Source organism: Micromonospora sp. LOL_024, from assembly GCF_048060415.1.
Lineage (GTDB): Bacteria > Actinomycetota > Actinomycetes > Mycobacteriales > Micromonosporaceae > Micromonospora.
Genome location: NZ_JBHMIS010000015.1, coordinates 95,151 through 119,916, shown reverse-complemented (window position 1 = coordinate 119,916; position 24,766 = coordinate 95,151). Strand labels below are relative to the sequence as shown.

The 24,766-nt window shown below is 71.3% G+C and carries 22 protein-coding genes and 1 pseudogene; 14 read left to right on the top strand and 9 right to left on the bottom strand.

The annotated features are described in order from the left end of the window. Window positions 1-331: 331 nt before the first annotated feature. Window positions 332-745 (bottom strand): VOC family protein, encoded by a 414-nt coding sequence (locus ACFHWY_RS17330; protein WP_416581228.1) that lies wholly within the window; start codon window positions 743-745, stop codon window positions 332-334. Then, window positions 721-1,293: a cob(I)yrinic acid a,c-diamide adenosyltransferase gene (locus ACFHWY_RS17325; protein ID WP_416581227.1), complete on the bottom strand. Its 573-nt coding sequence runs from the start codon at window positions 1,291-1,293 to the stop codon at window positions 721-723. The genes ACFHWY_RS17330 and ACFHWY_RS17325 overlap by 25 nt, the downstream gene beginning before the upstream one ends. Between ACFHWY_RS17325 and murA the strand changes: the two genes are divergently transcribed. Both murA and ACFHWY_RS17315 read left to right on the top strand, forming a co-directional pair. Beyond that, entirely contained in the window at window positions 1,292-2,734 is a 1,443-nt protein-coding gene (gene murA / locus ACFHWY_RS17320) for a UDP-N-acetylglucosamine 1-carboxyvinyltransferase (RefSeq protein WP_416581226.1), read from the top strand. The two genes, ACFHWY_RS17325 and murA, sit on opposite strands and share 2 nt — an antisense overlap. Window positions 2,735-2,826: 92 nt before the next feature. Continuing rightward, on the top strand, window positions 2,827-3,675 hold the full coding sequence (locus tag ACFHWY_RS17315; RefSeq protein WP_416581225.1) for a 3-hydroxyacyl-CoA dehydrogenase family protein: 849 nt from the start codon (window positions 2,827-2,829) through the stop codon (window positions 3,673-3,675). A 56-nt stretch (window positions 3,676-3,731) separates the two neighbouring features. On the opposite strand, the gene ACFHWY_RS17310 is transcribed toward ACFHWY_RS17315, so the two are convergent. The 3 genes from ACFHWY_RS17310 to ACFHWY_RS17300 form a co-directional block, all read right to left on the bottom strand. Beyond that, the gene (locus tag ACFHWY_RS17310) at window positions 3,732-4,580 is read right to left on the bottom strand and encodes an ABC transporter permease (protein ID WP_416581224.1); all 849 of its coding nucleotides are present in this window, start codon (window positions 4,578-4,580) and stop codon (window positions 3,732-3,734) included. Continuing rightward, entirely contained in the window at window positions 4,577-5,482 is a 906-nt protein-coding gene (locus tag ACFHWY_RS17305) for an ABC transporter ATP-binding protein (protein ID WP_416581223.1), read from the bottom strand. The genes ACFHWY_RS17310 and ACFHWY_RS17305 overlap by 4 nt, the downstream gene beginning before the upstream one ends. A gap of 91 nt (window positions 5,483-5,573) precedes the next feature. Beyond that, window positions 5,574-6,194: a DUF4126 domain-containing protein gene (locus ACFHWY_RS17300; RefSeq protein ID WP_416581233.1), complete on the bottom strand. Its 621-nt coding sequence runs from the start codon at window positions 6,192-6,194 to the stop codon at window positions 5,574-5,576. A 71-nt stretch (window positions 6,195-6,265) separates the two neighbouring features. Here ACFHWY_RS17300 and nucS point away from each other — a divergent pair, with 71 nt between their 5' ends. After that, the gene (nucS, locus tag ACFHWY_RS17295) at window positions 6,266-6,925 is read left to right on the top strand and encodes an endonuclease NucS (protein WP_416581222.1); all 660 of its coding nucleotides are present in this window, start codon (window positions 6,266-6,268) and stop codon (window positions 6,923-6,925) included. Here the strand turns inward: nucS and ACFHWY_RS17290 are convergent. Further along, window positions 6,922-8,421: an aldehyde dehydrogenase family protein gene (locus ACFHWY_RS17290; protein WP_416581221.1), complete on the bottom strand. Its 1,500-nt coding sequence runs from the start codon at window positions 8,419-8,421 to the stop codon at window positions 6,922-6,924. The genes nucS and ACFHWY_RS17290 overlap by 4 nt on opposite strands. A gap of 216 nt (window positions 8,422-8,637) precedes the next feature. Here ACFHWY_RS17290 and ACFHWY_RS17285 point away from each other — a divergent pair, with 216 nt between their 5' ends. The 5 genes from ACFHWY_RS17285 (at window position 8,638) to ACFHWY_RS17265 (ending at window position 13,478) form a co-directional block, all read left to right on the top strand. Further along, window positions 8,638-9,102: an FHA domain-containing protein gene (locus tag ACFHWY_RS17285; protein WP_416581220.1), complete on the top strand. Its 465-nt coding sequence runs from the start codon at window positions 8,638-8,640 to the stop codon at window positions 9,100-9,102. Between the two features lie 87 nt (window positions 9,103-9,189). Further along, entirely contained in the window at window positions 9,190-10,245 is a 1,056-nt protein-coding gene (locus ACFHWY_RS17280; RefSeq protein ID WP_416581219.1) for an alpha/beta fold hydrolase, read from the top strand. 125 nt (window positions 10,246-10,370) lie between these two features. Continuing rightward, window positions 10,371-12,140, top strand: coding sequence for a 3-hydroxyacyl-CoA dehydrogenase family protein (locus ACFHWY_RS17275; protein ID WP_416581218.1), 1,770 nt, complete (start codon window positions 10,371-10,373; stop codon window positions 12,138-12,140). 116 nt (window positions 12,141-12,256) lie between these two features. Beyond that, window positions 12,257-12,583 (top strand): hypothetical protein, encoded by a 327-nt coding sequence (locus ACFHWY_RS17270; protein WP_416581217.1) that lies wholly within the window; start codon window positions 12,257-12,259, stop codon window positions 12,581-12,583. Window positions 12,584-12,668: 85 nt separating this feature from the next. Continuing rightward, complete coding sequence (locus ACFHWY_RS17265) at window positions 12,669-13,478, top strand: alpha/beta hydrolase (protein WP_416581216.1); 810 nt, start codon at window positions 12,669-12,671, stop codon at window positions 13,476-13,478. A gap of 168 nt (window positions 13,479-13,646) precedes the next feature. On the opposite strand, the gene ACFHWY_RS17260 is transcribed toward ACFHWY_RS17265, so the two are convergent. The 3 genes from ACFHWY_RS17260 to mce form a co-directional block, all read right to left on the bottom strand. After that, window positions 13,647-15,770, bottom strand: coding sequence for a hypothetical protein (locus ACFHWY_RS17260; RefSeq protein WP_416581215.1), 2,124 nt, complete (start codon window positions 15,768-15,770; stop codon window positions 13,647-13,649). A 175-nt stretch (window positions 15,771-15,945) separates the two neighbouring features. Next, the gene (locus tag ACFHWY_RS17255; RefSeq protein ID WP_416581214.1) at window positions 15,946-17,199 is read right to left on the bottom strand and encodes a cell division protein DivIVA; all 1,254 of its coding nucleotides are present in this window, start codon (window positions 17,197-17,199) and stop codon (window positions 15,946-15,948) included. Between the two features lie 433 nt (window positions 17,200-17,632). Further along, window positions 17,633-18,106, bottom strand: coding sequence for a methylmalonyl-CoA epimerase (mce, locus tag ACFHWY_RS17250; protein WP_416581213.1), 474 nt, complete (start codon window positions 18,104-18,106; stop codon window positions 17,633-17,635). Window positions 18,107-18,167: 61 nt separating this feature from the next. On the opposite strand from mce, the gene ACFHWY_RS17245 reads away from it, so the two are divergent. The 6 genes and pseudogenes from ACFHWY_RS17245 to ACFHWY_RS17220 form a co-directional block, all read left to right on the top strand. Further along, the gene (locus tag ACFHWY_RS17245; protein WP_416581212.1) at window positions 18,168-19,367 is read left to right on the top strand and encodes an acetyl-CoA C-acetyltransferase; all 1,200 of its coding nucleotides are present in this window, start codon (window positions 18,168-18,170) and stop codon (window positions 19,365-19,367) included. Then, window positions 19,364-20,380, top strand: a complete 1,017-nt coding sequence (meaB, locus tag ACFHWY_RS17240; protein ID WP_416581211.1) for a methylmalonyl Co-A mutase-associated GTPase MeaB — start codon at window positions 19,364-19,366, stop codon at window positions 20,378-20,380. Before ACFHWY_RS17245 ends, meaB begins: the two co-directional genes overlap by 4 nt. 92 nt (window positions 20,381-20,472) lie before the next feature. After that, on the top strand, window positions 20,473-20,877 hold the full coding sequence (locus ACFHWY_RS17235) for an Asp23/Gls24 family envelope stress response protein (protein ID WP_416581210.1): 405 nt from the start codon (window positions 20,473-20,475) through the stop codon (window positions 20,875-20,877). A gap of 103 nt (window positions 20,878-20,980) precedes the next feature. Then, the gene (locus ACFHWY_RS17230) at window positions 20,981-22,669 is read left to right on the top strand and encodes an acyl-CoA mutase large subunit family protein (RefSeq protein WP_416581209.1); all 1,689 of its coding nucleotides are present in this window, start codon (window positions 20,981-20,983) and stop codon (window positions 22,667-22,669) included. Window positions 22,670-22,770: 101 nt separating this feature from the next. Beyond that, complete coding sequence (locus ACFHWY_RS17225; RefSeq protein ID WP_416581208.1) at window positions 22,771-23,682, top strand: tetratricopeptide repeat protein; 912 nt, start codon at window positions 22,771-22,773, stop codon at window positions 23,680-23,682. Window positions 23,683-23,752: 70 nt separating this feature from the next. Further along, a pseudogene (locus tag ACFHWY_RS17220) lies at window positions 23,753-24,689 on the top strand (arginase family protein); the annotation flags it as partial. Between the last annotated feature and the right edge of the window lie 77 nt (window positions 24,690-24,766).

Below are 24,766 nucleotides of genomic sequence, written 5' to 3'. Positions count from 1 at the left end.
CGGTGCAGGTGTCGGCGTACCCGGATCACTACGCCCAGTGGGAGCAGCAGGCCGCCGACCTGGTCGCCGAGCACTGGAACAGCTGACCCCCACACCCGCTGACCCAACAGACTCTGCTCGAATGGGGGAGCAGAAAGCCGTTGGCCGGCACCCGTACCCCGGGTGCCGGCCAGCGGCGTCTCCCCACGCTGTCGTCCTACGGATGGTGGCCGACCACGACGGGCTGGAGGCGACCGTGCCCGGCGCAGGGATCAAGCCTGACCGCCCGGAGCCGGGCACGGTCGCCCCCAGCCCACAACCTCAACCCCTCAGCCCACAACCTCAACCCCAGTCAAGAAGCCACCAACTCGACCTCGTACCCCTGCCCGTCCGCCAGGTACGCCGCGTACGTGTCGGGGCCACCGGCATGGGGGTGCCGGTCGGGGAAGAGCAGCTCCCACCCGTACCCCGGGGCCTGTGCGACAAGCCGGTCCACGGCGGCGGGTGGACCGCAGTGGAAGGCCAGGTGGTTGAGGCCCGGGGCGAGCCGGTCGTGGCGGCGGCCGGAGAGCGCGGGCGACTCCTCCAGCACGAGGTACGTCGGGCCGAGGCGCCAGGAGCGGCCGCCCGTCCACTCCTGGAACGGGGTCCAGCCCAACTGGCCGAGGAGCCACCCCCAACCGCGCATCGCGGCGCTCAGGTCGGGTACCCACACTTCCACGTGGTGCAGTGCTCCGACCGTTACCGGCTCCCGCCCGGAACCCATAGCACGTCTCCTGCCGGATTTGCCGTTCTTGCCAGGATAAAGAGCAAATCTGAGAGCCGGTTGAGATACTTTGCCGGGAGGTGGCCGGTCCGGTCGGGGTCATGCGCGACGAGGGCCCACGCCGACCGCTCGGCGCGCCGGGCGATCGTCCGCGCCGCGTGTAGCAGCGCCGCGCCCGCGGTGCCGCCGGGGAGGATGAAGGAGTCGAGCTTGCTCAGGCGCGCGTTGTACTCGTCGCACCAGCCCTCAAGGCGCTCGACGTACTCCTCGGTGACCCGCAGTGGCGGGTACTTCGGGTCCGGTTCGACCGGGGTGGACAGGTCTGCCCCCACGTCGAACAGGTCGTTCTGGATCAGCCCCAGCACCGTCCGCAGTCCGTCGTCGAGTTGGCCCAGGGCGAGCGCCACGCCGATGGCGGCGTTGCACTCGTCGACGTCGGCGTACGCGGCGATCCGTGGATCGTTCTTCGGCACCTGCTCGTTGTTGCTCAGCCTGGTCATGCCGGCGTCGCCGGCCTTGGTGTAGATGCGCGTGAGGTGGACGGCCATGACGCACAGCCTACGGATACCGGACCTGACGATCCCGGCATGCCCGGACGCCGGCACGGGGTGGACCTCGGGGGTGGGCCCGGGCGACGCGGGTGACCCGGCGGTCGCCGACGTCGACGTGATCCGGGTACACGGTGGTGCCCGGCTCGCCGGCACCGTGCACGTGGTCGGTGCGAAGAACTCGGCACTGAAGCTGATGGCCGCCGCGCTCCTCGCTCCCGGCCGTACCGTGATCACCAACGTTCCCCGGATCACCGACATCGCGATCATGGGTGAGGTGCTACGCCGCCTCGGCTGCGGCGTGCGGTTCGACGCCGACGATCCGGTGGACCCGATGGTGGCGGTCGGCGGGGTGGCCCGATCCCGTTCGGTCACCATCGACGTACCGGAGCAGCCGGGCGTGGAGGCCGACTACGACCTGGTCGGTCGGCTGCGCGCGTCGATCTGTGTGCTCGGTCCGCTACTGGCCCGGCGGGGCTACGTGCGGGTCGCCCATCCGGGCGGCGATGCGATCGGCTCCCGTGGCCTGGACATGCACGTCTCCGGACTGACCCGGATGGGCGCAGACATCTGCGGCGAGCACGGCTTCGTGATCGCCTCGGCCCCCGACGGCCTGCGCGGCGCGGAGATCGTGCTGGACTTTCCCAGCGTCGGAGCCACAGAGAACCTGATCATGGCAGCGGTGCTGGCCGACGGCACCACCGTGATCGACAACGCCGCCCGGGAGCCGGAGATCGTCGACATCTGCACGCTCCTCCAGCGGATGGGCGCGGTGATCGACGGTGAGGGCACGTCCACCGTCACCATCGTCGGCGTACCCCGGTTGCGGCCGGTCCGGCACGCCACGGTGGGGGACCGGATCGTCGCCGGGACCTGGGCCTTCGGCGCGGCGATGACCCGAGGCGACGTGACCGTGACCGGTCTCGACCCGACGTTGCTGGGAGTGGCGCTGGACAAGGTGGTCGCGGCCGGCGGGCTGGTGGAGACCAGGGCGGACGCCTTCCGGGTACGGATGGACGACCGCCCCCGGGCGGTGGACGTGGTGACGCTGCCCTACCCGGGCTTCGCCACCGACCTGCTGCCGATGGCGATCGGGCTCGCGGCGCTCAGCGAGGGAGCCTCCCTGATCACCGAGAACATCTTCGACGGCCGGTTCATGTTCGCCAACGAGATGATGCGGCTGGGCGCGGACATCAAGACCGACGGGCACCACGCCGTGGTACGCGGCCGGGAGCGGCTGTCCGGCGCACCGGTCCGCGCCACCGACATCCGGGCCGGCGCCGGGCTGATCATCGCCGGGCTCTGCGCCGACGGGACGACCGAGGTGTCCCACGTGCACCACGTCGACCGGGGCTACCCGGACTTCGTGGCGGACCTGCGGGCGCTCGGCATCGAGGTCGAGCGGGCCACCGCACCGGAGGAACCCGAGTTGATCATCTGAGCCGTCCGCCGGCCGGTCTCCCTTAGCCTTCGTTCAGTTCTGCCTACTAGGGTGCAGGCAGACACGGTTCAATCGCAGCGAGGGAGAGACAGATGGCGGGTCGACTCGCGGTCGTCGGGGCCGGGCTGATGGGCTCGGGTATCGCTCAGGTGGCGGCACAGGCAGGCTGGCAGGTGGTGCTGCGGGACCTGGACGACGCGGCGGCGCGGCGCGGCGTGGACGGCATCCGAGAGTCGCTGGAGCGGTTCGCCGAGAAGGGGAAGATCTCCGCGGACGACGTGGAGGCGGCGCTCGGCCGGATCAGCCCGACGACCGACCTGGAGGCGGCGGCCGACGCGGACATCGTCGTCGAGGCGGTCTTCGAGCGGCTGGAGATCAAGCAGGAGGTGTTCCGGGCGCTGGACAAGATCAGCAAGAGCGGCGCGGTGCTGGCCACCAACACCTCGGCCATTCCGGTGACCCAGATCGCGGCGGTCACCGAGCGTCCCGAGTCGGTCGTCGGCACCCACTTCTTCTCGCCGGTGCCGAAGATGAGGCTCTGCGAACTGGTCCGCGGGTACAAGACCAGCGACGCCACCCTGGACGCGGCGAAGTCGTTCGCCGAGGAGATCGGCAAGACGGTCGTCGTGGTCAACCGCGACATCGCCGGGTTTGTCACCACCCGGCTGATCTCCGCCCTGGCCATGGAGGCGGTCCGCCTGGTCGAGGCGGGCGTAATCTCGGCCGAGGACCTGGACACCGCCTGCAAGCTCGGCTTCGGGCACGCGATGGGTCCGCTGGCCACCATCGACCTGACCGGCGTCGACGTGTTGCTCAACGCGACACGCAACATCTACACCGACACCGCCGACGAGAAGTTCTTCCCCCCGGAGCTGCTCCAGCGCATGGCCACCGCCGGCGAGCTGGGCCGCAAGACCGGCCAGGGCTTCTACTCGTACTGAATGTAGGCAGGGGCCCCTCTCTACCGCAGGCGTTGATAGGGGCCCCTCCTTACGCCTCAGCCGTCGCGGCGGGTGGTCCAGCGGAAGGTGGTCAGGCAGAGCACCAGGCCGATCACGCACCAGGCGGCGAGCACCAGGGCGACGCGGGTCAGCTCGAACGAGCCGCCGGGTTCGTCGGCGCCGAAGCTCTCCGGCAGGAAGACCGCCCGCAGCCCCTGGCACATCCACTTGAGCGGGAAGATGGCCGCCACCTGCTGCATCCAGCTTGGCAGGTTGGTGAAGACGAAGAAGACCCCGGAGATGAACTGGAGCACCAACGCGATCGGGGTGACCACCGCCGACCCGCTGCGTGCGGTACGGGCCAGCGACGAGATCGCGATGCCGCAGAGGGTGCAGGCGGTGATCCCGAGGGCGCACACCCAGCCGAAGGTCAGCCAGGAGGTGGCGTCCGTCGGCAGGTTCAGGTCGAACAGAATGACCGAGACGGCGAGCAGCAGTGCGGTCATCGCGGCGCCGATCACCAGCACCATGAGCACCTTGCCGGCGAACCAGACCCATTTCGGCATCGGCGTGCCCAGGTAGCGTTTGAGCACGCCCCGGTCCCGCTCGATGGGGATCCAGATGCCGAGGTTCTGGAAGCTGACGGTCAGCAGGCCGGTCGCGATCATGCCGGTGATGAAGTACTGCGTGTAGCTCACGCCCGGTGCGATCTCCTCGTCGAAGATCGACGCGAAGATCAGCACCATGATGATCGGGAAGCCCAGCGTGAAGACGACGGACTCCCGGCTGCGCATGAACTGCCGGATCTCCAGCCGAGCCTGGCGCAGGGCGAGTCGGGTCGGACCGAGTCGGCGGCCTGGTGCGGTGGCGGCGACCGGGGCCGCCGGCGTGGTGGTGGTGCTCATCGGTGTCCGATCATCCGCAGGTAGATGTCCTCCAGGGTGGGCCGGGTGACGGTCAGGCCCGGCACCTCGCCGCCGAAGCGCGCGGCCAGCTCCGCCACCAGCGCCGTCGGCGTCGCGCTCTGCGCGCTGTCCACCCGACCGTCCGGCGTACGCCAGGAGACGGTGGCCTGTGCCTCCTGTCGGTTGCCGAGGCGGCCGGGGGTGGCGACCTCTACCAGCCGGCCGTCCGCGATCACTCCCACCCGGTCGGCGAGCGCCTCGGCCTCGTCCAGGTAGTGCGTGGTGAGCACGATCGTGGTGCCGGCGGCGGAGAGGTCCCGGATCAGCTCCCAGAATTCGTGCCGTGCCTCCGGGTCGAAGCCGGTGGTCGGCTCGTCGAGGAAGAGTAGTTCGGGCCGGCCGACGATGCCCAGCGCCACGTCGAGGCGGCGCTTCTGGCCTCCGGAGAGGGTGTGTGTCCGGGCCCGGGCCTTGGCGGCCAGCCCGACCCGCTCGATCACCTTGTCCGGGTCGTCGGCGTCCGGGTAGAAGCCGGCGAAGTGGCGTACCACCTCGGCGACGGTCAGTTCGTCGAACTCCCCGGTGCTCTGCAGCACGATGCCCACCCGCGCGCGCCATTCGCGGGCGGGGCGGCCTGGGAACCGTGCGGGTTGGGCTGGTGAGCCGCGTTGCCGCGACCCGAGGGCCAGCTCCGGGTCGTGGTCGAGTACCCGAACCTCACCGGCGTCGCGGGTACGGTAGCCCTCCAAGATCTCCACCGTGGTGGTCTTGCCGGCGCCGTTCGGCCCGAGCAGGGCGAACACCTCGCCACGGCGGACGTCCAGGTCCAGCCCGGCCACGGCGACGGTGCCGCCGTACGCCTTGCGCAACCCGCGGACGTGGATCGCGACGTCTTCACTCATGCCGTCAAGTGTGCGACTCGTGGTCGGCCGCCGTGCGCCTCGGGGGTGGTGGTCGCCACATTCGTGGGTGTTCCGTACCCGGGCACGGACCTCAGACGCGGAAGCCCGCCTCGCGGGCGGCCTGTCGCTCCCGGCGCCGATCCGCCCGACGGTGTAGCAGCCAGGGCAGGGCGAGCGCGAACCCGCCCACGAACACCAGCACCAGTACCGGCAGGACGATCGCCACGAGCGACATGACCACGCTGGTGGCATCCTCGGCGGTGCTCGCCACCGGCGCGCCGATGCCGGCGGTGGCGGCGTTGATGACCGGCCGGGCGGTCGATTTGAGTAGATGGACGCCGAGCGCGATGAGCACCCCGACCAGCACCGGCAGCCACTGCCCGCCACTGGCGAAGAAGCTCTCCGGGTCGTTCACCGTCACCGTCTCCGAGGCCGAGCCGGCACCGAACGCGAGGCCGCCGGCGGTCGGGCGGACCACCGTCTGGACCAGGTCGTTGACGTGGTCCACGACCGGCACCTTGTCCGCGACGAACTCGACGGCGAGCAGCACGGCAAGGATGCCCAGCACCCACTCGTTGCCGAGCCACTGCCAGCCGCCGGGCAGGTCGATGACGCCGGTGTAGCGGGCCAGCGCACCCGTGACGAGCAGCGGGATGTAGGCGTTCAACCCCGCCGAGGCGGCGAGGCCGGTACCGGTGAGCACTTCGAGCACCATCACAGCATCGCACCGGCACGCCAGTGGCGCTCGGTGGCGCCTACCGGTGGCTCCGCTACCCTGCTCGGGTGCGGTTGGTCATAGCGAAATGCTCTGTGGACTACGTCGGACGGCTCTCGGCCCACCTGCCGTTGGCGACCCGGCTGTTGATGGTGAAGGCGGACGGGTCGGTCTCCATCCACGCCGACGACCGGGCCTACAAACCCCTGAACTGGATGAGCCCGCCGTGCCGGCTGGAGGAGGCCCCCGGCGTCTGGCGGGTGGTCAACAAGGCAGGTGAGGAGTTGCGGATCACCCTGGAGGAGGTTTTCCAGGACACCTCGTACGACCTGGGCGTCGACCCGGGGCTGCGGAAGGACGGCGTCGAGGCTCACCTGCAGGAGTTGCTGGCGGCCAACCCGGAGACGTTGGGCGACGGGTACACACTGGTCCGCCGCGAGTACATGACCGCCATCGGCCCGGTCGACCTGCTCTGCCGGGACGCCAACCAGGGCACGGTCGCGGTCGAGGTGAAGCGTCGCGGCGAGATCGACGGCGTCGAGCAGCTCACCCGCTATCTCGAACTGCTCAACCGGGATCCGCTGCTCGCACCGGTCGCCGGCGTCTTCGCCGCCCAGGAGATCAAGCCGCAGGCCCGGGTGCTCGCCACGGACCGGGGCATCCGCTGCGTGGCGGTGGACTACAACCGGCTGCGCGGCATCGAGCGGAACGAACTGACTCTCTTCTAGCTCCTGCCGTACAGCATCTTGATCGCCTTGACCAGGCGGGCGACGTCGGCCGGGTTGCGTTCGAACGTGGTCGAGGGCAGCAGTGAACGGGCCCGGCGGCGGGTGACCGACTTGGCCCGGGCGAACTCGCGTAGCCCGTCCTCGCCGTGGATGCGGCCGAAGCCCGACTCGCCGACGCCGCCGAACGGCAGGGTGGACATGCCGGCGAAGGTGAGGGTCGAGTTGACCGAGGCCATGCCGGAGCGTAGCCGCCGGGCGATCGCGACCGCGCGCCGTTGACCGAAGACCGAGCCACCCAGCCCGTACGGCAGGGCGTTGGCCCGGTTGAGGGCCTCGTCGGCGTCGCGGACCCGGTTGATGGTCAGGGTGGGGCCGAAGGTTTCCTCGCGTACCGCGACAGACTCCTCCGGCACCTCCACCAGCACGGTCGGGTGGGCGTACGGGGGCCGCACCGCGTCCGACCCGCCGAGCGCGGCACGCCCGCCCCGCGCCAGCGCGTCGGCGATGTGCCGCCGGATGACGTCGAGTTGACTGGGCATGGTGATCGGGCCGATGTCGGCGTCGTCGGGGCCGACGGTGAGGCGGCCGGCGCGCTCGACGACCTTGGCGACGAAGGCGTCGAAGACCGGCTCCACGGCGTACACCCGCTCGATGCCGATGCAGGTCTGCCCGGCGTTGGTCATCGCGCCCCAGACACACGCGTCGGCGGCGGCGTCCAGGTCGGCGTCGGAGTCCACGATCATGGCGTCCTTGCCGCCGGCCTCCAGCAGCACCGGCGTGAGCGACTCGGCGCAGGCCGCCATCACCCGCTTCGCGGTGGCCGTCGAGCCGGTGAAGGCGACCTTGTCGACACCGGCGCGGCAGAGCGCCGCGCCGACCTCGCCGAGGCCGTGCACGGCGGCGAACACGGGCTGCTCGGGCACCACCTCGGCGAAGCTGTCGACCAGCCACTGGCCGACGACCGGGGTGTACTCGCTGGGCTTGAAGACCACCGCGTTGCCGGCCGCCAGGGCGTACGCGATCGAGCCGATGGGGGTGAAGACGGGATAGTTCCAGGGCCCGATGACGCCGATCACGCCGTGTGGCTGGTACTCCAGGTGGGCCGAGAACTCGGCCAGGACGAGCCGGGAGCGGACCCGGCGGTGGCCCAGCACCCGGCGGGCGTTGCGGGCCGCCCAGTCGACGTGTTCCACGGCGGTCACGATCTCGACGAGGGCGTCGGCGACCGGTTTGCCGCTCTCGGCGTGCATCAACGCCGCTAACTGTTCCATCCGCTGGGCCAGCAGGGCCCGCCAGCTCAGCAGCCGCTCCCGACGCCCGCTGTAGCCGAGGGCCGCCCACCACTGACCGGCGGCCCGGGCCCGCTCGACGGCGCGTTCGATGCCCACCGCGCTGGCGATCGGGACGCGACCCGCTTCGTCGCCCGTCGCCGGGCTGGTCGAGATCAGGTGGTCGTCCTCGATCACCGGGGTGCCGGGAAGCCGCACAGCCTTCATGGCGAAAGTCTAGACGCGAGAACCACTCACTGATAGAAGTGTTGAACTGGGGTGAACTATCCGGGTTGGGCGGTTTCCGGAAGTCGCCGCCGCAAGGTTCGGACAGAAGCTGCCCACCTGGGCACCCAGAGACGGCCAGCCGGGTGGTGGAGACGGCCGCCCGGGGGTGACAGGCTGACCCGGGGATGGCCGCACGGGGTGGAGGTATGACTGCCCATGGATGAACATCCGCAACTGATGCCGCTGCTGACGGTGGCTGCTGGGCCGATGCGGGGGCTCGGTTTCCGGCTGCTTACGCGGCCACAGGTGATCGGCCGCGACCCGGCGGTCGACGTCGTCGTGCACGATCCGCACCTGAGCCGCCGGCACGCCGAGATCTGGCTGGCCGGTGAGGGCGTCTCCCTGGTCGACCTCGCCTCCACGAACGGAACCTGGGTGAACGATCTCCGGATCACCGGGGTGGCTCGGCTCAGCGACGGCGACGTGGTCCGGATCGGCCGTACCGAGCTGAGATTCTTTGATCCGGCGTTGGCCCGGACCGACCCGGTGGGGCTCAGCTTCGGACCGCCCCGCCAGGAGCGCCGCGCGACCGTGCCGCTGCGCGTCCCGGTCGCGACGCCGACGGTACCCGGGCAGCCCGGCGTGCCGGACCCGTCGGCCGTGGGCGCTGTCCGCCGCTGACAGTGCCGGTCGGGATGACGGTGCCGGGCCTGGTATGTGGGTGTCGGCCACATGGACCGGCCGCACCGATCGTGTCACCATGCCGCGATGAAGGCCGAGCAGCACGTCGTGACCGCGAACGGAATCAGGCAGGCCGTCCAGGTGGCCGGGCCCACTGACGGAGTGCCGGTGCTGCTGGTGCACGGCAACTGTTCGTCGGCCGCCTTCTGGGAGCCGCTGGTGCGGCGGCTGCCGGAGGCGCTGCGGGTGGTCGTGCCGGATCTGCGCGGCTACGGCGGTACACAGACCGCACCGGTGGACGGCAGCCGTGGGCTGACCGACTTCGCCGACGACGTGGCGGCACTGCTCGACGAGCCGGCGCTGTTCGCCGCGGGCGCCCGGCCCGTGGTCGTCGGCCACTCGCTCGGCGGGGGAGTGGCCATGCGGCTCCTGGTGGACCACCCCGACCGGGTGGCCGGGCTGCTGCTCGCGGCGCCGGTGTCGCCCTACGGCTTCGGTGGCACCCGCGACCTGGCCGGCGGCCCGACCACACCCGACTTCGCCGGGACCGGCGCCGGTACGGCGAGCGGCGACTTCGTCGCGCGGCTGGCAGCCGGTGACCGCAGCGCCGAGGCGCAGACCAGCCCTCGCAGTGTCCTGCGCGCCGCGTACGTGGCGGATCCGGCCTGCCTCGGTGACGACGAGGAGTTGCTGCTGGACAGCGTTCTCTCCACCGCGACCGGCCCGGACAACTACCCCGGCGACGCGGTCGGTTCGCCGAACTGGCCCGGTACCGCGCCCGGCCGGCGGGGAGTGCTCAACGCGCTCGCCCACTTCCGGATCGCCGAGCCGCTGGTCGCCGTACCCGCGAAACCTCCGGTGGTCTGGATCCGTGGCGAAAGCGACGTGATCGTCTCTGACACGTCCCTGTTCGACCTGGCCCAGCTCGGCACGCTCGGTGTGCTGCCCGGCTGGCCCGGCCCGGACGAGTGCCCGCCGCAGCCGATGGTCGGGCAGACCCGCGCGGTGCTCGACCGGTACGCCGCCGCCGGTGGCAGCTACCGGGAGGTGACGTTGCCGGGCTGCGGGCACAGCCCACACCTGGAGCGGCCGGCGGAGTTCGTCGCGCAACTGCTTGCCCTCGCGGGCGTCAAGGCGGCCTGACCGCCGCCCGCCCGGTGAGTTATCCCACGGCGTCTCGACAACGGTGCGTCACATGGCAGACTCGCGCGCATAACCTTAGCGGCCGTTCAGTCTGGCCGTTCGCAAGCGGACAGGGGAGGCCGGTCGTGGCGCGCGAGTTCAGCAGCGTGGGTGTGGTGGGTCTGGGCACCATGGGTGCCGGCATCGTCGAGGTGTTCGCCCGCAACGGCATCGACGTGGTCGCCGTGGAGATCTCCGACGTCGCCCTGGAACGCGGCCAGGCCAACCTGACCGGCTCGACCGACCGGGCAGTCGCCAGGGGCAAGCTCGCCCCCGCCGATCGGGACGCCCTGCTGGCCCGCGTCGACTTCCAGGTCGGGCTGGCCGCGCTGCACTCGGTGGACCTGGTGATCGAGGCGGCACCCGAGCGCCTCGACCTCAAGCAGCGGATCTTCGCCGAGCTGGACCGGGTCTGCAAGGCCGAGGCCATCCTCGCCACCAACACATCGTCGCTGAGCGTCACCGAGATCGCCGTGGCCACCGCCCGCCCCGACCAGGTCATCGGCATCCACTTCTTCAACCCGGCGCCGGTGATGAAGCTGGTCGAGATCGTCCGTACGGTGGTCACCGCCGCCCACGTGGTCGCGGACGTGGAAGCCCTCGGCAAGCGGCTCGGCAAGGTCGACGTGACGATCACCGACCGGGCCGGCTTCATCGCCAACGCACTGCTCTTCGGATACCTCAACCACGCGGTCGACATGTTCGAGTCCCGGTACGCCACCCGCGAGGACATCGACGCCGCGCTGAAACTGGGCTGCGGGCTGCCAATGGGACCGCTCGCGCTGCTCGACCTGATCGGCCTGGACACCGCGTACGAGATCCTGGACACCATGTACCGGCGCGGCGGCCGGGATCGCCGACACGCCCCGGTGCCGCTGCTCAAGCAGATGGTGACGGCGGGTCTGCTCGGGCGGAAGACCGGCCGGGGCTTCTACACCTACGAGCGACCTGGCTCGCCGAAGGTCGTACCGGACGAGCAGACAACGACCCCGGTGGCGCCCACGCCCGCCCCCGCGACCGTGACCACGATCGGCGTCGTGGGGTCGGGCACGATGGCCGCCGGGATCATCGAGGTCTTCGCCACGGCCGGCTACCAGGTCGTCTCGGTGACCCAGGAGAAAGTCAAGTCCACCACGGTCTCCGAAACCGTCGGGACCTCGCTCGACAGGAGCGTCGCCCAGGGCAGGCGCAGCGAGACCGACCGGGATGCCACTCTAAGCCGAATCAACTGGTCGTCGACGCTGGAGGACCTGGCCGACGTCGACCTGGTGGTCGAGGCGGTGACCGAGGAACTGAGCGTCAAGAAGACGCTCTTCGCCAGCCTCGACGAGATCTGCAAGCCTGGCGTCGTACTGGCCACCACCACCTCCTCGCAACCGGTGATCGAGATGGCGATGGCCACCCAGCGCCCGACCGACGTGGTGGGTCTGCACTTTTTCAACCCCGCACCGGAAACGGCGCTGGTGGAGATCGTGCAGACGATCCGCACCTCGGCGGAGACCACCGCCACCGCCCGTGCGGTCTGTGCCACCCTCGGCAAGACCGGCGTGCTCTGCGGTGACCGGTCCGGTTTCATCGTCAACGCGCTGCTGTTCCCATACCTCAACGACGCGGTACGCATGCTGGAGGCCAGCTACGCCACGGCCGACGACATCGACCACGCGATGAAGCTCGGCTGCGGCTACCCGGTGGGCCCGTTCGAGCTGCTCGACGTCGTCGGCCTGGACGTGGCGCTGGCCATCCAGCGGGAGCTGTACCTGGAGCTACGCGAACCGGGTTTCGCACCCGTGCCGCTCCTGGAGCACCTGGTGACGGCCGGCTACCTGGGCCGCAAGACTGGCCGCGGCTTCCGCTGAAGTGTAAGGAGGAGCGCCCTGTCAACGCCTGCGGTAGAGGAAGGGCCCCTCATCAACACCATCAGCAGCCGAGCCGGTGAGCAGGGGGTCGCTGGCACGCCCGTACGCTGGGTGACGTGAGTCCTCGTCGCAACCGTCCCCGTCGTGACGACGCCGACCAGCTTAACGCCGAGCGGGCGCGGCACGGCGTCACCTCCGTACAGCAGTGGCGTGACGGCGACTGGCAGGTACGCGGGATCAGCGGCGGCGCTTCCGCCAAGACGTACCGGTGCCCCGGCTGCGATCAGGAGATCAGGCCCGGCGTCGCACACGTCGTGGCCTGGCCGGCTGACGGCCGGGGTGATCTGACCGACCGGCGGCACTGGCACAGCGGCTGCTGGCAGGCGCGCGAACGACGGTTGCCGGCGATCCAGCGCGGCCGTGGCGCGCACCGTCACGGTTGAGGCCGCCCGACAACGCGGTAGTTGAGCGCGATTGTTACCAGGGGGCCCTCCCTTGCATCCGAATGCGGCGCGGGACAATGGGGCGGTGAGTACACCGATCCGCGCGTCCTCGATCCTGCCCGGCCGACGGGAGGAGATCGAGCTGCACACCGCCGACGGCCTGCGGCTGGTCGGCGAGTTGGCCCGGCCGGTGGACCGGGATCCGGTGGGCACCCTGGTCTGCCTGCATCCGCTGCCCACCCACGGCGGGATGATGGACAGCCACGTGTTCCGCAAGGCGGCCTGGCGGCTGCCGGCGCTCGCCGACCTGGCCGTGCTCCGCTTCAACACCCGGGGTACCAGCAGTGTGCGCGGCACCAGCGAGGGCAGCTTCGACTCGGCGGTCGGCGAGCGCTTCGACGTGGCCGCTGCCATCGAGTACACCGAGTTCCACGAGCTGCCGAACGTCTGGCTGCTCGGCTGGTCGTTCGGCACCGACCTGGTGCTGCGCTACGGCTGCGACCCGGCGGTGACCGGCGCGATCCTGCTCTCGCCGCCGTTGCGCTACTCCGGCGCTGCCGATCTGGACCAGTGGGCCGAGTCCGGCAGGCCGGTGACCGCGCTGGTGCCGGAATTCGACGACTACCTGCGACCCGAGCAGGCGCGGGAGCGCTTTGCGGTGGTGCCGCAGGTGGAGGTTGTCGGCATGCCCGGGGCGAAGCACCTGTGGGTCGGTGACGCCGAGACCGTGCTGGACGAGGTGGTGCGGCGGGTCAACCCGGCTGTGCCGGTGCCGCTGCCGCTCGACTGGGACGGCCCGATGGAAACCGGCGACGCCAGCGCGTACGCCGACCGCACGGTCGCCGCCTTCGCCGACACGCCGGTGTCGGGCCCGCCGCCGCGCCGCGCCGAGTGAGCCCGCGCCGCCCGGTCGCCGACGGGGGCGGTTGGGCCGGCGCGGCCGCTGCCGAGCTGATGGCGTGGACGGTTCAGTCCGAGCGGGTACGGCGGATCGGTGAGCGTAGGGCCCGGCCGTCTTGCCGTACCAGCTTGCCGAACTCGCCCTTACCAGATCGGGTGCCGGTCAGTCGGAAGTGACCTTGCTCGGCTTGGCGCTGCGCTCGTCGGTGGTCGGCTTGGTTGGGCGCTTGCCGTTCTCGCCCGTGCTGGTGATCTTCGTCGGGGTGGCACCTCGGCCGCCCTCACCAGGCACCGCCGCCACCGTCGGTTCGCCGTCGACCCCGGCGCTCGCCGTGCCACCGTCGACACTTGTCGGTGCTGTGGTGGGGTTGGTCGCCGCAGGATCCTCGACGGTGGTGACCGGCTCCGCCGCCGGCTTCGTCGCCGGGCCGGCCTCCTCGGTGGCGGGACGTCCACCGTTGGCCGAGGCCGCGACCGGGACGTCGTCACCGGACGGGCGGGCGCCGTTTGCGGACGGCCCGGCGGGGACGTTCTTGCCGGCCGGGCGGGCGCCGTTTGCCGGGGCGGCGGTGGGCGCCGACGCCGCCGGTAGCCGCAGGTCGATCAGCTTGTGCTGCAACTCGTCGGATTCCTGCCGGGCCTTCCAGGTCTCCTGTCGCAGGTCGGCGAGCTGTTGCTGGGCCTTGGCGATCTCCAGCATCACCTGTGCGAGCTGCTGGCGGCCGGACGCCGCCTCCTGCTGGGTCGCAGCCAGGTGCTGCTGGGTGGTGGCCAGGTGCTGCTGGGTGGTGGCCGCGTACTCCTCGAACTGGCGGCGGGACGCCGCGACATGCTCGTCCGCTTCACGGCGCACGGCGGTGACATGCTCGTCGGCCTCGCGGCGGGTGGTGGTGGCGTACTCGTCGACCTCGCGTCGCTTCTCGGCCACCTCGGCCTCGGCCTGACGCAGCAGCTCACCGGCCTGTTCCTGCGCCTGCTCCCGCACGTTGACCGCGTCCTGTTCGGCGTCCCGGCGGATCTGGTCGGCGCCCTGCTCGATCTCGTTGCGCCGCGTGGTGTACGCCGACTCCAGCTTCGCACGGCGGGTCTCGAATCCGGACTCCAGCTCGGTGGTGCGACTGCGGATCCGCTCGTCCAGTTCGGCGCTGCGCGTCTTGTACTGCTCTTCCAACTGGTCACGGCGGTTGGTGAACTCGCGGTCGGCGGTCGCTTTGCGCTCGGCCAACTCCCGGTCAGCGGCTTCGCGCCGGCCGTTGACCTCCTTCTCCACCCCGGCCCGCCAGGCGCCCAACTCCTGCTGCGCCTGCGCCCGGGCATGTTGCACGTACGCCTCGGTCTCGCCGCGCATGCGCTGGGCGTACGCCTCGGTCTCGGTGCGGGTGCGACGAGCCGCTTCGGTCGCCTGGGTGGTCAGCCGCTCGGCCTCCTGCCGGGCCTTGTCGCGGGCGGCCCGGCCGGCCTCGGAGGCGTCGTCGATGATCTGCTTGGCTTCCTGGCTGGCCTTGGCGTGGGTGGCCCGCCCAGCCTCGGTGGCCTGGTCGACGAGGCGCTTGGCCTCCTGCTGGGCGTTGGCGTGCACCTCCTTGGCGGCCTCGCGGAGCTGTGTCGCCTCCTGCTGGGCGTTGGCGTGCGCCTCGCGGGCCGACTCGCGCAGCCGGCTCGCCTCCTGCTGGGCCCGGGTGTGGATCTCCTTGGCGGCGTCGCGCAGCTGGGTGGCTTCCTGTTCGGCCTTGGCCAACGCCACCTGGGTGGTCTTGCGCAGCCGGGCGGCCTCCTCTTCGGCCGCTCGGCTGGCCGCCTCGGCCTGCGCCCGGCGTGTCGCGGCGTGTCGCTCCTCCTCGGTCCGGCGGGCGGCCAGGGCGATCTCGAAGTCCTTGAGCGCCTTGGCGGCCTCGACCCGGGCCTCTTCGATGATGTGCTCGGCGGTGGCCCGGCGGGCCTCGATCTCCTCGTGCGCGGCGCTGAGGATGTCCTCGGCCTGTTCCTCGGCCAGCGTGAGGATGTGTTCCACCCGTGGACCGAGGTGCCGGAACGCGGCCCGGTCCACGGCGCCGACCTGTTTGCGCACCTGGGTGAGGTCGCGCTGCAACACCTCGACCTGGCCGGCCAGCTTGTGGATCTGCGTGTATGCCTGTTCACGTTCGGCCGCGAGCGCTGCGATCTCGTGCTCGGCACGAGCGACGTAGCGGTCGACCTGTCGTTTCGTGTACCCCCGAACAGCGGACTCGAAGTGGGGCTCCGTGGTCACGTCCCCGCCGAGCGCGAACAGTTCCTCGCCGTGCGACATGCTCTCATCCTCACACGCATCGGGCCCTCCTGGGGCGATACGGACGCCCGTCTTGGGACCTACTTCTCCGTATCGGGAGGGCCGGTGCCGGTCGTTTCGCGAACGCAGGGCGGCGCGGGGTGTCACCGGTCACCCGATGTCACCCCGCGCCGTGGTCATGCCCCGGTGGGTTCGGTCAGCTGGCGGTCTCCGCGGTCACCTTGTCGTCGGCGTCGTCCGCCGGCTTGTCCGAGCCGGCCGCGTTCGCGGCGGGTGTGCCCGGGACGATGCCGGCCAGGCCGGAGAGCATCTGCCCGAGCTGGGAGGTGACGGCATCCTTCTGCCGGGTCAGGTCCTCGACCTCGCGGCGAGCCGCCTGGGTGGTCAGCTCCGCCTCGGTGCGCGCCTCGTTGAGCAGGCGCTGCGACTCGGCCCGCGCGTCGTTCAGCGTCCGGTCCGCGAGCGCCTTGGCCTTCTCGACCGTCTCGGTGGCGTTGCGCTCCGACTCGACCCGACGGGCCTCGGCGCGCTGCTCGATTTCCTTCGCCCGCTCCTGCGCGGCCCGGGCCCGCTGCTCGGCCTCGCTGACCAGCTTCTGGGTCTGCGCTACCTGGGCGGCGTGCCGTTCCGACTCCTCGCGCTCGGCCTTCTCCCGCCGCTCGGCGAGCTGTAGGTCCAGTGCCTGGAGGTCCTTGTCACGCTTGTCGCGGGCGTCGGTGAGCAGCTTGGTCGCCTCCGCGCGCTTGTCCTCGGCCTCGCGTGCTGCCTTGGCCCGCTGCTGGGTGATCTCCCGCTCGGCGGTGGCGCGCAGGGTGGCCACCTCCCGCTCCACGGTGGACTTCAGCTCGGCGACCTCGTGGGCGGTGACCGTGCGCTGCTGCTTGGTCTCCCGCTCGGCGTCGGCGCGTAGCGTGTCAGCCTCACGACGGGCCTGGACGCGGACCTCGGCGGCCTCCCGCTCGGCGGTCGTGCGAACGTTGCCCGCCTCCCGCTCCGCGTTGGCCTTCATCGCCGCCGCCTCGGCGCGTGCCTTGTCGGTGATCTCCCGGGCCTCGAGGCGGGCGGCGGAAAGAATGCCCTCCGACTCGCGCTTGGCCTCGTTGCGGTGGTCGTTCGCCTGCTCCTCGGCGAGCCGGAGGATCTGCTCGACCCGGGTGCCGAGGCCCGACAGCGTGGGGCGGCTGTTCTCCTCCAGCTGCTTGCTGGTGTCGGTGAGCTTCTGCTCAAGGGCCGTGAGCCGCTGCTCGGACTGCCGGAGCCGGCGCTGGGCGTCGTTGAGCGCCTGCTCGGCGTCGGCGCGGTCCTTGTTGGCCTGACTCAGCGCGCCGTTCAGCCGGCCGATGAAGTCGTCGACCTGGCCGGTGTTGTATCCGCGCAGGCCAACGGTGAAATCTGGCTGCGAGTTCGCGTTATCGAAGAACGCGAGAGGGGAGGACTGCTGCTGGGGCATTGGGACATAGTGGCAGACCACCCGGGGTCCTTCGCAAGAGCGTGCCTCCCTTTGCCACCCCCAATGCATGGTCAACTCGCCGGACCGCCGGACCACCGGGCCGACAGGCGATCTTGCCAGCTCCGGGGCGAGCCGGGTGGCACGGAGCGTGACGTGGAAAAGGGTTGCGGGGGTGGCCCTTGGCCCTTTAGTTCCGCCTCGGCCGCGATCGCACGAATGCGTCCCGGACAGGGTGTGTGGAAAGCCAATCGCGGTTCGCCGAATGGCCATCGGTGCCTCGGCCGTCAGGTCAACGCCCGCGGAACCGGCTGATGGCGTCTAGGTGCCAGGAGGGTAGCCCGGGGTCGCGGACGCCGGGTCAGTCCTCGGGCGCGAGGTAGCGTACGCCTACCTTGCCCTGGTTGGGCGTCCGATGTGAAAGAAGTGCGTGGGGTCAGGGCCCGGTGGCCGGCTGCACCAGCTCCACCAGCACGCCACCGGCGTCCCTGGGGTGGACGAAGTTGATCCGTGAGCCCGCGGTGCCCCGCCTCGGCTCGGCGTAGAGCAACCGGAGGCCCCGGTCGCGCAACGCCGCGCAGGCCGCGTCGATGTCGGTCACCGTGTACGCCACCTGCTGGACGCCGGGGCCGTTTCGGTCCAGGAACTTCGCGATCGTCGACTCCGCGGTCAACGGCGCGAGCAGCTGCACGCAGCCGCCCTCGGTGTTCGGCCCGACCGCCAGCATCGCCTCGCGGACGCCCTGTTCGGTGTTGGTCTCGACGTGCACGCAGCGCATGCCGAACGTCCGCTGGTAGAAGTCGATCGCGGCGTCGAGGTCGGCCACCGCGACCCCGACGTGGTCGATGCGGCGCAGGCCGATGTCTGTGACATAGTCGGCAGCGGGCTCGGCGGGGGAGTTCTCAGGCATGGCGCTAGTCTGGCCGAACAATCGTTAAGGCGTACAGTTCGGCATCCCCTCGGAGGCAGGTATGGCTTCGGTGATCGTCAGCGGCGCGCGGACCCCGATGGGACGGCTGCTCGGCAACCTCAAAGACCTACCGGCGACGAAGCTCGGTGGCGTCGCCATCGCCGCGGCCCTCGAGCGGGCCGGGGTCGCCGCCGACCAGGTGCAATATGTGATCATGGGGCAGGTGCTCCAGGCCGGCACCGGGCAGATTCCCGCCCGGCAGGCGGCCGTGGAGGCGGGCATCCCGATGTCCGTACCGGCCCTGACGATCAACAAGGTCTGCCTCTCCGGCCTGGACGCGATCGCCCTGGCCGATCAGTTGATCCGGGCCGGCGAGTTCGACATCGTGGTCGCCGGCGGCATGGAGTCGATGACCAACGCCCCGCACCTGCTGCTCGGCCAGCGGGCCGGCTACAAGTACGGCGACGTGGTGATCAAGGACCACATGGCGCTCGACGGGCTGACCGACGCGTGGGACTGCTGCTCGATGGGCGAATCCACCGAACGGCACGGCAGCGCCCGGGGCATCAGCCGCCAGGAGCAGGACGCCTTCGCCGCCACCAGCCACCTGCGAGCCGCCGCGGCGCAGAAGAACGGGCACTTCGCCGAGGAGATCACCCCGGTGGCCATCGCGCAGCGCAGGGGCGATCCGCTGGTGATCGGCGAGGACGAGGGCATCCGGCCGGACACCACCGCCGACTCCCTGGCCAAGCTCCGCCCGGCGTTCGCGAAGGACGGCACCATCACCGCGGGCAGTGCCTCGCCGATCTCCGACGGCGCGGCGGCCGTGGTCGTGATGAGTAAGGCGAAGGCGAAGGAGCTGGGCCTGAGTTGGCTGGCCGAGGTCGGGGCGCACGGCAACGTGGCCGGCCCGGACAACTCCCTGCACTCACAGCCGGCCAACGCCATCCAGCACGCCCTGCGAAAGGGCGGGCTGAGCATCTCCGACCTCGACCTGATCGAGATCAACGAGGCGTTCGCCCAGGTGGGTATCCAGTCCATCCGCGATCTGGAGATCAGCCCCGACAAGGTCAACGTCAACGGCGGCGCGATCGCGCTCGGCCACCCGATCGGCATGTCCGGCGCCCGGCTGGTGCTTACCCTGGCGATGGAGCTCAAGCGGCGCGGTGGCGGCACCGGAGCGGCCGCGCTCTGCGGCGGCGGAGGTCAGGGCGACGCGCTGATCATCCATGTGCCGGCCGCCGCCGAAAGTGATCAGTGAGCGCGACGAACAGCGAGTCGACCGGCGGGGCTCCCGCCGCGGCCAGCGGATCTGTGCGCCGTAGCCGCGACGTACCCGGGCTGGTGCGGCGAGCCCGCGACGGTGACCCACGGGCGGTGGCCCGGCTGATCACCCTGGTCGAGTCGGGCGACGAGACGGTGCCGGGCATCGCCGCGGCGCTCGCGCCGTTCAGCGGCCGGGCGCAGGTGGTCGGCCTGACCGGTTCCCCCGGGGTGGGTAAGTCGACCACCACCAACGAGTTGGTGCGTGCCCTGCGGGCCCGGGGCCACCGGGTCGGCGTGCTGGCCATCGACCCGTCCAGCCCGTTCACCGGCGGCGCGATCCTCGGCGACCGGGTGCGGATGCAGGACCACGCCACCGATCCGGGCGTCTACATTCGTTCGATGTCCAGCCGGGGGCACCTCGGCGGGCTCTCGGCGGCCACCCCGCAGGCGGTGCGGGTGCTGGAGGGCGCCGGCTGTGACGTGGTGCTGGTGGAGACCGTCGGCGTCGGGCAGGCCGAGGTCGAGGTGGCCTCGCTGGCCGACACCACGCTGGTGCTGCTGGCGCCGGGCATGGGCGACGCGATCCAGGCGGTGAAGGCGGGCATCCTGGAGATCGCCGACATCTTCGTGGTCAACAAGGCCGACCGGGACGGCGCCGACGCGACCGTCCGGGACATCCAGGGCATGATCGCGCTCGGCGAGCGCGGGCCGGGCCAGTGGCGTCCGCAGGTGGTCCGGGCGGTCGCCACCCGTGCCGAGGGGATCGACGAGGTGGCCGCCGCGGTCGACAAGCACCGTGGCTGGCTGGTCGAGCACGACGAGTTGCGCCGCCGCCGCGAGGCGCGGGCCGCCGCCGAGATCGAGGCGATCGCGCTCGGTGTGCTCCGCGCCCGGATCGGTTCGCTGCGCGACGGTACCCAGTTGCCGGCGCTCGCCGCCGAGGTGGCGGCCGGGGCGAGCGACCCGTACGCCGCCGCCGCCGCGTTGCTGGCCCAGCTCTCCGGGTAGGCCCGGCGGCGGTCCACTGCGGACAGCCTCCGGCGGTTACGCTCGCACCGGCGCGCTGATGCGCGGGCGATGCGACGAGCGCTGGGGGTTCCGTGGACCACGAGACGACGCAGGAGTTGCAGATGACGCCGGACGCCGTGGCGGGTGGTCGGACGGACATCTCCGACGAGGTGGTGGAGAAGATCGCGGTGGCCGCGGCGAAGGCGGTGCCCGGCGTCGTCGAGCTGGGTGGCGACATCGCTCGTTTCTTCAACGCGGTGCTCGACCGGGTCGGGCTGGACGAGATGGGCGACGCCCGACGGGGCTGCTCGGCCCACGTCACCAACGGCGCGGCGGTGGTGAACCTGGTCATCGTGATCGGCGCCGGGCATCCGGTGCCCGAGGTGACCTCAGCGGTGCGGGCCGGGGTGACGCAGGCGGTGGAGGCGTACGGGCTGCAGGTCGACGAGATCAACATTCGGGTGGACGACGTGGCGATCGACTATCCGCCCGCCTGAGTCCGGGCAGCTCAGGTTACCGAGCAGTACGAGCCGCCTTACCGATCGTTCAGGAGCGGGCCCTACACTCGACGTCAGTCGAGGACTCGAGGAGGAGCCCGGGATGAACGCCGACGAGATCGCTGCCGGGCGGGCCCGCTGGCAGGCCCGCTACGACGCCGCGCGCAAGCGGAATGCCGACTTCACCACGCTCTCCGGGACGCCCGTCGAGCCGGTCTACGGGCCACCGGAAGGCACCGACTACCCGGGCTTCGAGCGGATCGGCTGGCCGGGCGAGTTCCCGTACACCCGTGGCCTGCATCCCACCGGCTACCGGGGGCGGACCTGGACCATCCGGCAGTTCGCCGGGTTCGGCAACGCCCGGCAGACAAACGAGCGCTACAAGATGATCCTCGGCGCCGGGGGCGGCGGCCTGTCGGTGGCCTTCGACATGCCCACCCTGATGGGCCGCGACTCCGACGACCCGCAGTCCCTCGGCGAGGTGGGCCACTGCGGGGTGGCGGTGGACAGCGCCGCCGACATGGAGGTGCTCTTCGAGGGCATCGACCTGGCCGGGGTGACCACGAGCATGACCATCTCCGGCCCGGCCGTGCCGGTGTTCTGCATGTACCTGGTCGCCGCCGAGCGGCAGGGCGCCGACCCGTCGGCGTTGGACGGGACACTGCAGACCGACATCTTCAAGGAGTACATCGCGCAGAAGGAGTGGCTCTTCGACCCCGAGCCGCACCTGCGCCTGATCGGCGACCTGATGGAGTACTGCGCGGCCGAGATCCCGCGCTACAAGCCGCTGTCGGTCTCGGGCTACCACATCCGCGAGGCCGGCTCGACCGCCGCGCAGGAGCTGGCGTACACCCTCGCCGACGGTTTCGGCTACGTTGAGCTGGGTCTGTCCCGCGGGATGGACGTGAACGTCTTCGCCCCCGGGCTGAGCTTCTTCTTCGACTCGCACGTCGACTTCTTCGAGGAGATCGCCAAGTTTCGCGCCGCCCGCCGGATCTGGGCCCGCTGGCTGCGCGACGTCTACGGCGCCACCAGCGAGAAGGCGCTGTGGCTGCGGTTCCACACGCAGACCGCCGGCGTGTCGCTGACCGCCCAGCAGCCGGTCAACAACGTGGTACGCACCGCCGTGGAGGCGCTGGCCGCAGTGCTCGGCGGGACCAACTCGCTGCACACCAACGCCCTGGACGAGACTCTCGCGCTGCCGACCGACTCCTCCGCCGAGATCGCCCTGCGTACCCAGCAGGTGCTGATGGAGGAGATCGGGCTGACCAATGTGGCCGACCCGCTGGGCGGCTCGTGGTACGTCGAGGCGCTCACCGACCGGATCGAGGCCGAGGCGGAGGAGATCTTCGCGCGGATCAGCGTGCTCGGCGGCGAGGGCCCGCACACCATCGGTCCGATGACCTCCGGCATCCTGCGCGGTATCGAGGACGGCTGGTTCACGGGCCAGATCGCCGAGTCGGCGTTCGTGTACCAGCAGGCGCTGGAGAAGGGCGACAAAAAGATTGTCGGCGTGAACTGCCACACCGGCACCGTCGCCAAGGAGCTGGAAATCATGCGCATCTCGCACGAGGTGGAGCTGGAGCAGCGCCGGGTGCTCGCCGAGCGCAAGAGCGGCCGGGACGACTCCCGGGTACGGGCCGCTGTGAAGACGATGGTGGCGGTCAGTCGTACCGGGGAGAACATGATCCCCGCCATGCTCGACGCCGTCCGGGCCGAGGCCACCCTCGGCGAGATCTGCGACGCGCTGCGCGCCGAATGGGGCGTTTACCGCGAGCCGGCACGGTTCTGACCAGCGTCGGTGTGGAGGGCGGCTGGGCAGGGGTGACAGTGGCAACTGGGCGGGTCGTGGCTGATCTGAGTTCGGCAAATCGCGTGCGAGACTAGATAACCATGAGCGACCCACGGATCACCTCGTCGATCTTCACCCGCGGCGCGGTCGACCTCAGCGCGCTGCGCACCCCTGCACCCAGTCCCGCCCCGGCTCCCACCCAGGCCGGTCCCCCAGCCGGTTTGCCCGGTGGGGACGCCGGTGGAGCCGCCGTCATCGATGTGACCGAAGCGACCTTCCAGACCGAGGTCCTGGAGCGCTCGCTGACCACACCCGTCGTGGTGGACTTCTGGGCCGAGTGGTGCCAGCCCTGCAAGCAACTCTCCCCCCTGCTGGAGCGGCTGGCCGGGGAGAGCGACGGAGCCTGGTTGCTCGCCAAGGTCGACGTGGACGCCAACCCGCGGCTCGCGCAGATGTTCCGCGTCCAGGGCATCCCGATGGTGTACGCCGTGGTCGGCGGGCAGCCGGTGGACGCCTTTTCCGGCGTGGTGCCCGAGCCACAGCTGCGGCAGTGGATCCAGGCGGTACTCAAGGCCGGCGGGGTGGCGGTGGCCGAGCCGGAGGACCCGCGACTCGACGAGGCGGACGACGCCCTGATGAGTGGTGACCTGGACGCCGCCGAGCGGGCGTACCGGAAGATTCTCGCCGAGACCCCGGCGGACGCGGCGGCCGAGGCCGGCCTGGCCCAGGTGGGGCTCGCCCGCCGGGTGGCCGGGGTCGACCCGCAGGCGGCGCTCTCCGCCGCGGCGACCGATGTCGACGATGTCGACGCCCAACTGCTCGCCGCCGACATCGAGGTCCTCAGCGGCCTGGCCGAACAGGCGTACCAGCGACTGGTCGGGCTGGTCCGGCGCACCAGCGGCGAGGACCGGGAGAAGATCCGACAGCATCTCGTCGGCCTGTTCACCATCGCCGGGCCGGAGGATCCCGCGGTCGCCTCGGCGCGGCGGGCACTGGCCAGCGCCCTGTTCTGATCCACCTGCCACGCCAGCGCGGGCCGGCGTGCCGCCGGCCCGCCCCGACACCCGAGGACGGGAGCCCACGATGCGCCGGATCGCCGTCCTCGACGCACCGACCAACCTCGGCCTGCGCCCGCCCACGCCCACCTCGGTGCCGGGCTGCGGGAAGGCACCCGGTGCGCTGCGTGACCAGGGCCTGCTGCCCCGACTGCGGGCCCGCGACGCCGGTTGCCTGACCCCGCCCCGCTATGACGCCGGTGACTGGCGGCCGGGCGACGGCGTCTGTCACGCGCGGGAGATCGCCGACTACTCCGCGGCGTTGGCCGACCGGATCAGCGCGATCATCGATCGGGGGGAGTTCCCGGTGGTGCTCGGCGGCGACTGCTCGGTGCTGCTCGGCTCGGCGCTGGCCATGCATCGGCTCGGCGAGGCGGTCGGCGGTCGGATCGGTCTGATCTTCGTCGACGGCCACTCCGACTTCCGGCACCCCGGCAACGCCTCGTACGTGGGCGCGGCGGCCGGTGAGGACCTCGCTCTGGTCACCGGACGGGGCCAGGCCGACCTGGCGGCCATCGAGGGGCGGCGTCCCTACTTCCGGGACATCGACGTGGTGGTGCTGGGCATCCGTGCCCAGGACGAGTACCGGCTCGACCTTCAGGCCGCGGGGATCGTCACCAGACCGGTGCCGGCGCTGCGCGCCGAAGGGGCGGCCCGCACGGCGCAGTGGGCGCACGAGCAGCTCGCCGACTGCGCCGGCTACTGGGTGCACGTGGACGTGGACGTGCTCGACCCGGCTGTGATGCCGGCGGTCGACGCCCCCGACCCGGGGGGCATCGCCTTCGCCGAGCTGGAGATCCTGCTCGCCGGCCTGGTCGACACTCCGCACTGCCTCGGCGTCGAGCTGACCGTGTTTGACCCTGACTACGACCCGGACGGCGCGTACGCCGCCGAGATCGTCAACACCGTGGTGACTGGTCTGCGTCCGGTCACCGCTCCGGGCTCGGTGCCGCCCCGGTTCCGCCCCGAGCCCGCCGACCTGCCTGGCCCGTTGGCGTCGCGGTTGCGTCCGAAGCCGCCGGATGGCCCGGTGCCCGCGCGC

What these genes read in the sequence shown, in the direction of transcription:
- mce (WP_416581213.1), bottom strand. Translation starts at nt 18,106, where the DNA reads ATGCCTGAGAACTCCCCCGCCGAGCCCGCTGCCGACTATGTCACAGAC.
- ACFHWY_RS17255 (WP_416581214.1), bottom strand. Translation starts at nt 17,199, where the DNA reads ATGCCCCAGCAGCAGTCCTCCCCTCTCGCGTTCTTCGATAACGCGAAC.
- ACFHWY_RS17305 (WP_416581223.1), bottom strand. Translation starts at nt 5,482, where the DNA reads ATGAGTGAAGACGTCGCGATCCACGTCCGCGGGTTGCGCAAGGCGTAC.
- ACFHWY_RS17230 (WP_416581209.1), top strand. Translation starts at nt 20,981, where the DNA reads ATGAACGCCGACGAGATCGCTGCCGGGCGGGCCCGCTGGCAGGCCCGC.
- ACFHWY_RS17330 (WP_416581228.1), bottom strand. Translation starts at nt 745, where the DNA reads ATGGGTTCCGGGCGGGAGCCGGTAACGGTCGGAGCACTGCACCACGTG.
- ACFHWY_RS17290 (WP_416581221.1), bottom strand. Translation starts at nt 8,421, where the DNA reads ATGAAGGCTGTGCGGCTTCCCGGCACCCCGGTGATCGAGGACGACCAC.
- ACFHWY_RS17315 (WP_416581225.1), top strand. Translation starts at nt 2,827, where the DNA reads ATGGCGGGTCGACTCGCGGTCGTCGGGGCCGGGCTGATGGGCTCGGGT.
- ACFHWY_RS17310 (WP_416581224.1), bottom strand. Translation starts at nt 4,580, where the DNA reads ATGAGCACCACCACCACGCCGGCGGCCCCGGTCGCCGCCACCGCACCA.
- murA (WP_416581226.1), top strand. Translation starts at nt 1,292, where the DNA reads ATGACGCACAGCCTACGGATACCGGACCTGACGATCCCGGCATGCCCG.
- ACFHWY_RS17325 (WP_416581227.1), bottom strand. Translation starts at nt 1,293, where the DNA reads ATGGCCGTCCACCTCACGCGCATCTACACCAAGGCCGGCGACGCCGGC.
- ACFHWY_RS17260 (WP_416581215.1), bottom strand. Translation starts at nt 15,770, where the DNA reads ATGTCGCACGGCGAGGAACTGTTCGCGCTCGGCGGGGACGTGACCACG.
- ACFHWY_RS17245 (WP_416581212.1), top strand. Translation starts at nt 18,168, where the DNA reads ATGGCTTCGGTGATCGTCAGCGGCGCGCGGACCCCGATGGGACGGCTG.
- ACFHWY_RS17285 (WP_416581220.1), top strand. Translation starts at nt 8,638, where the DNA reads ATGGATGAACATCCGCAACTGATGCCGCTGCTGACGGTGGCTGCTGGG.
- ACFHWY_RS17225 (WP_416581208.1), top strand. Translation starts at nt 22,771, where the DNA reads ATGAGCGACCCACGGATCACCTCGTCGATCTTCACCCGCGGCGCGGTC.
- ACFHWY_RS17280 (WP_416581219.1), top strand. Translation starts at nt 9,190, where the DNA reads ATGAAGGCCGAGCAGCACGTCGTGACCGCGAACGGAATCAGGCAGGCC.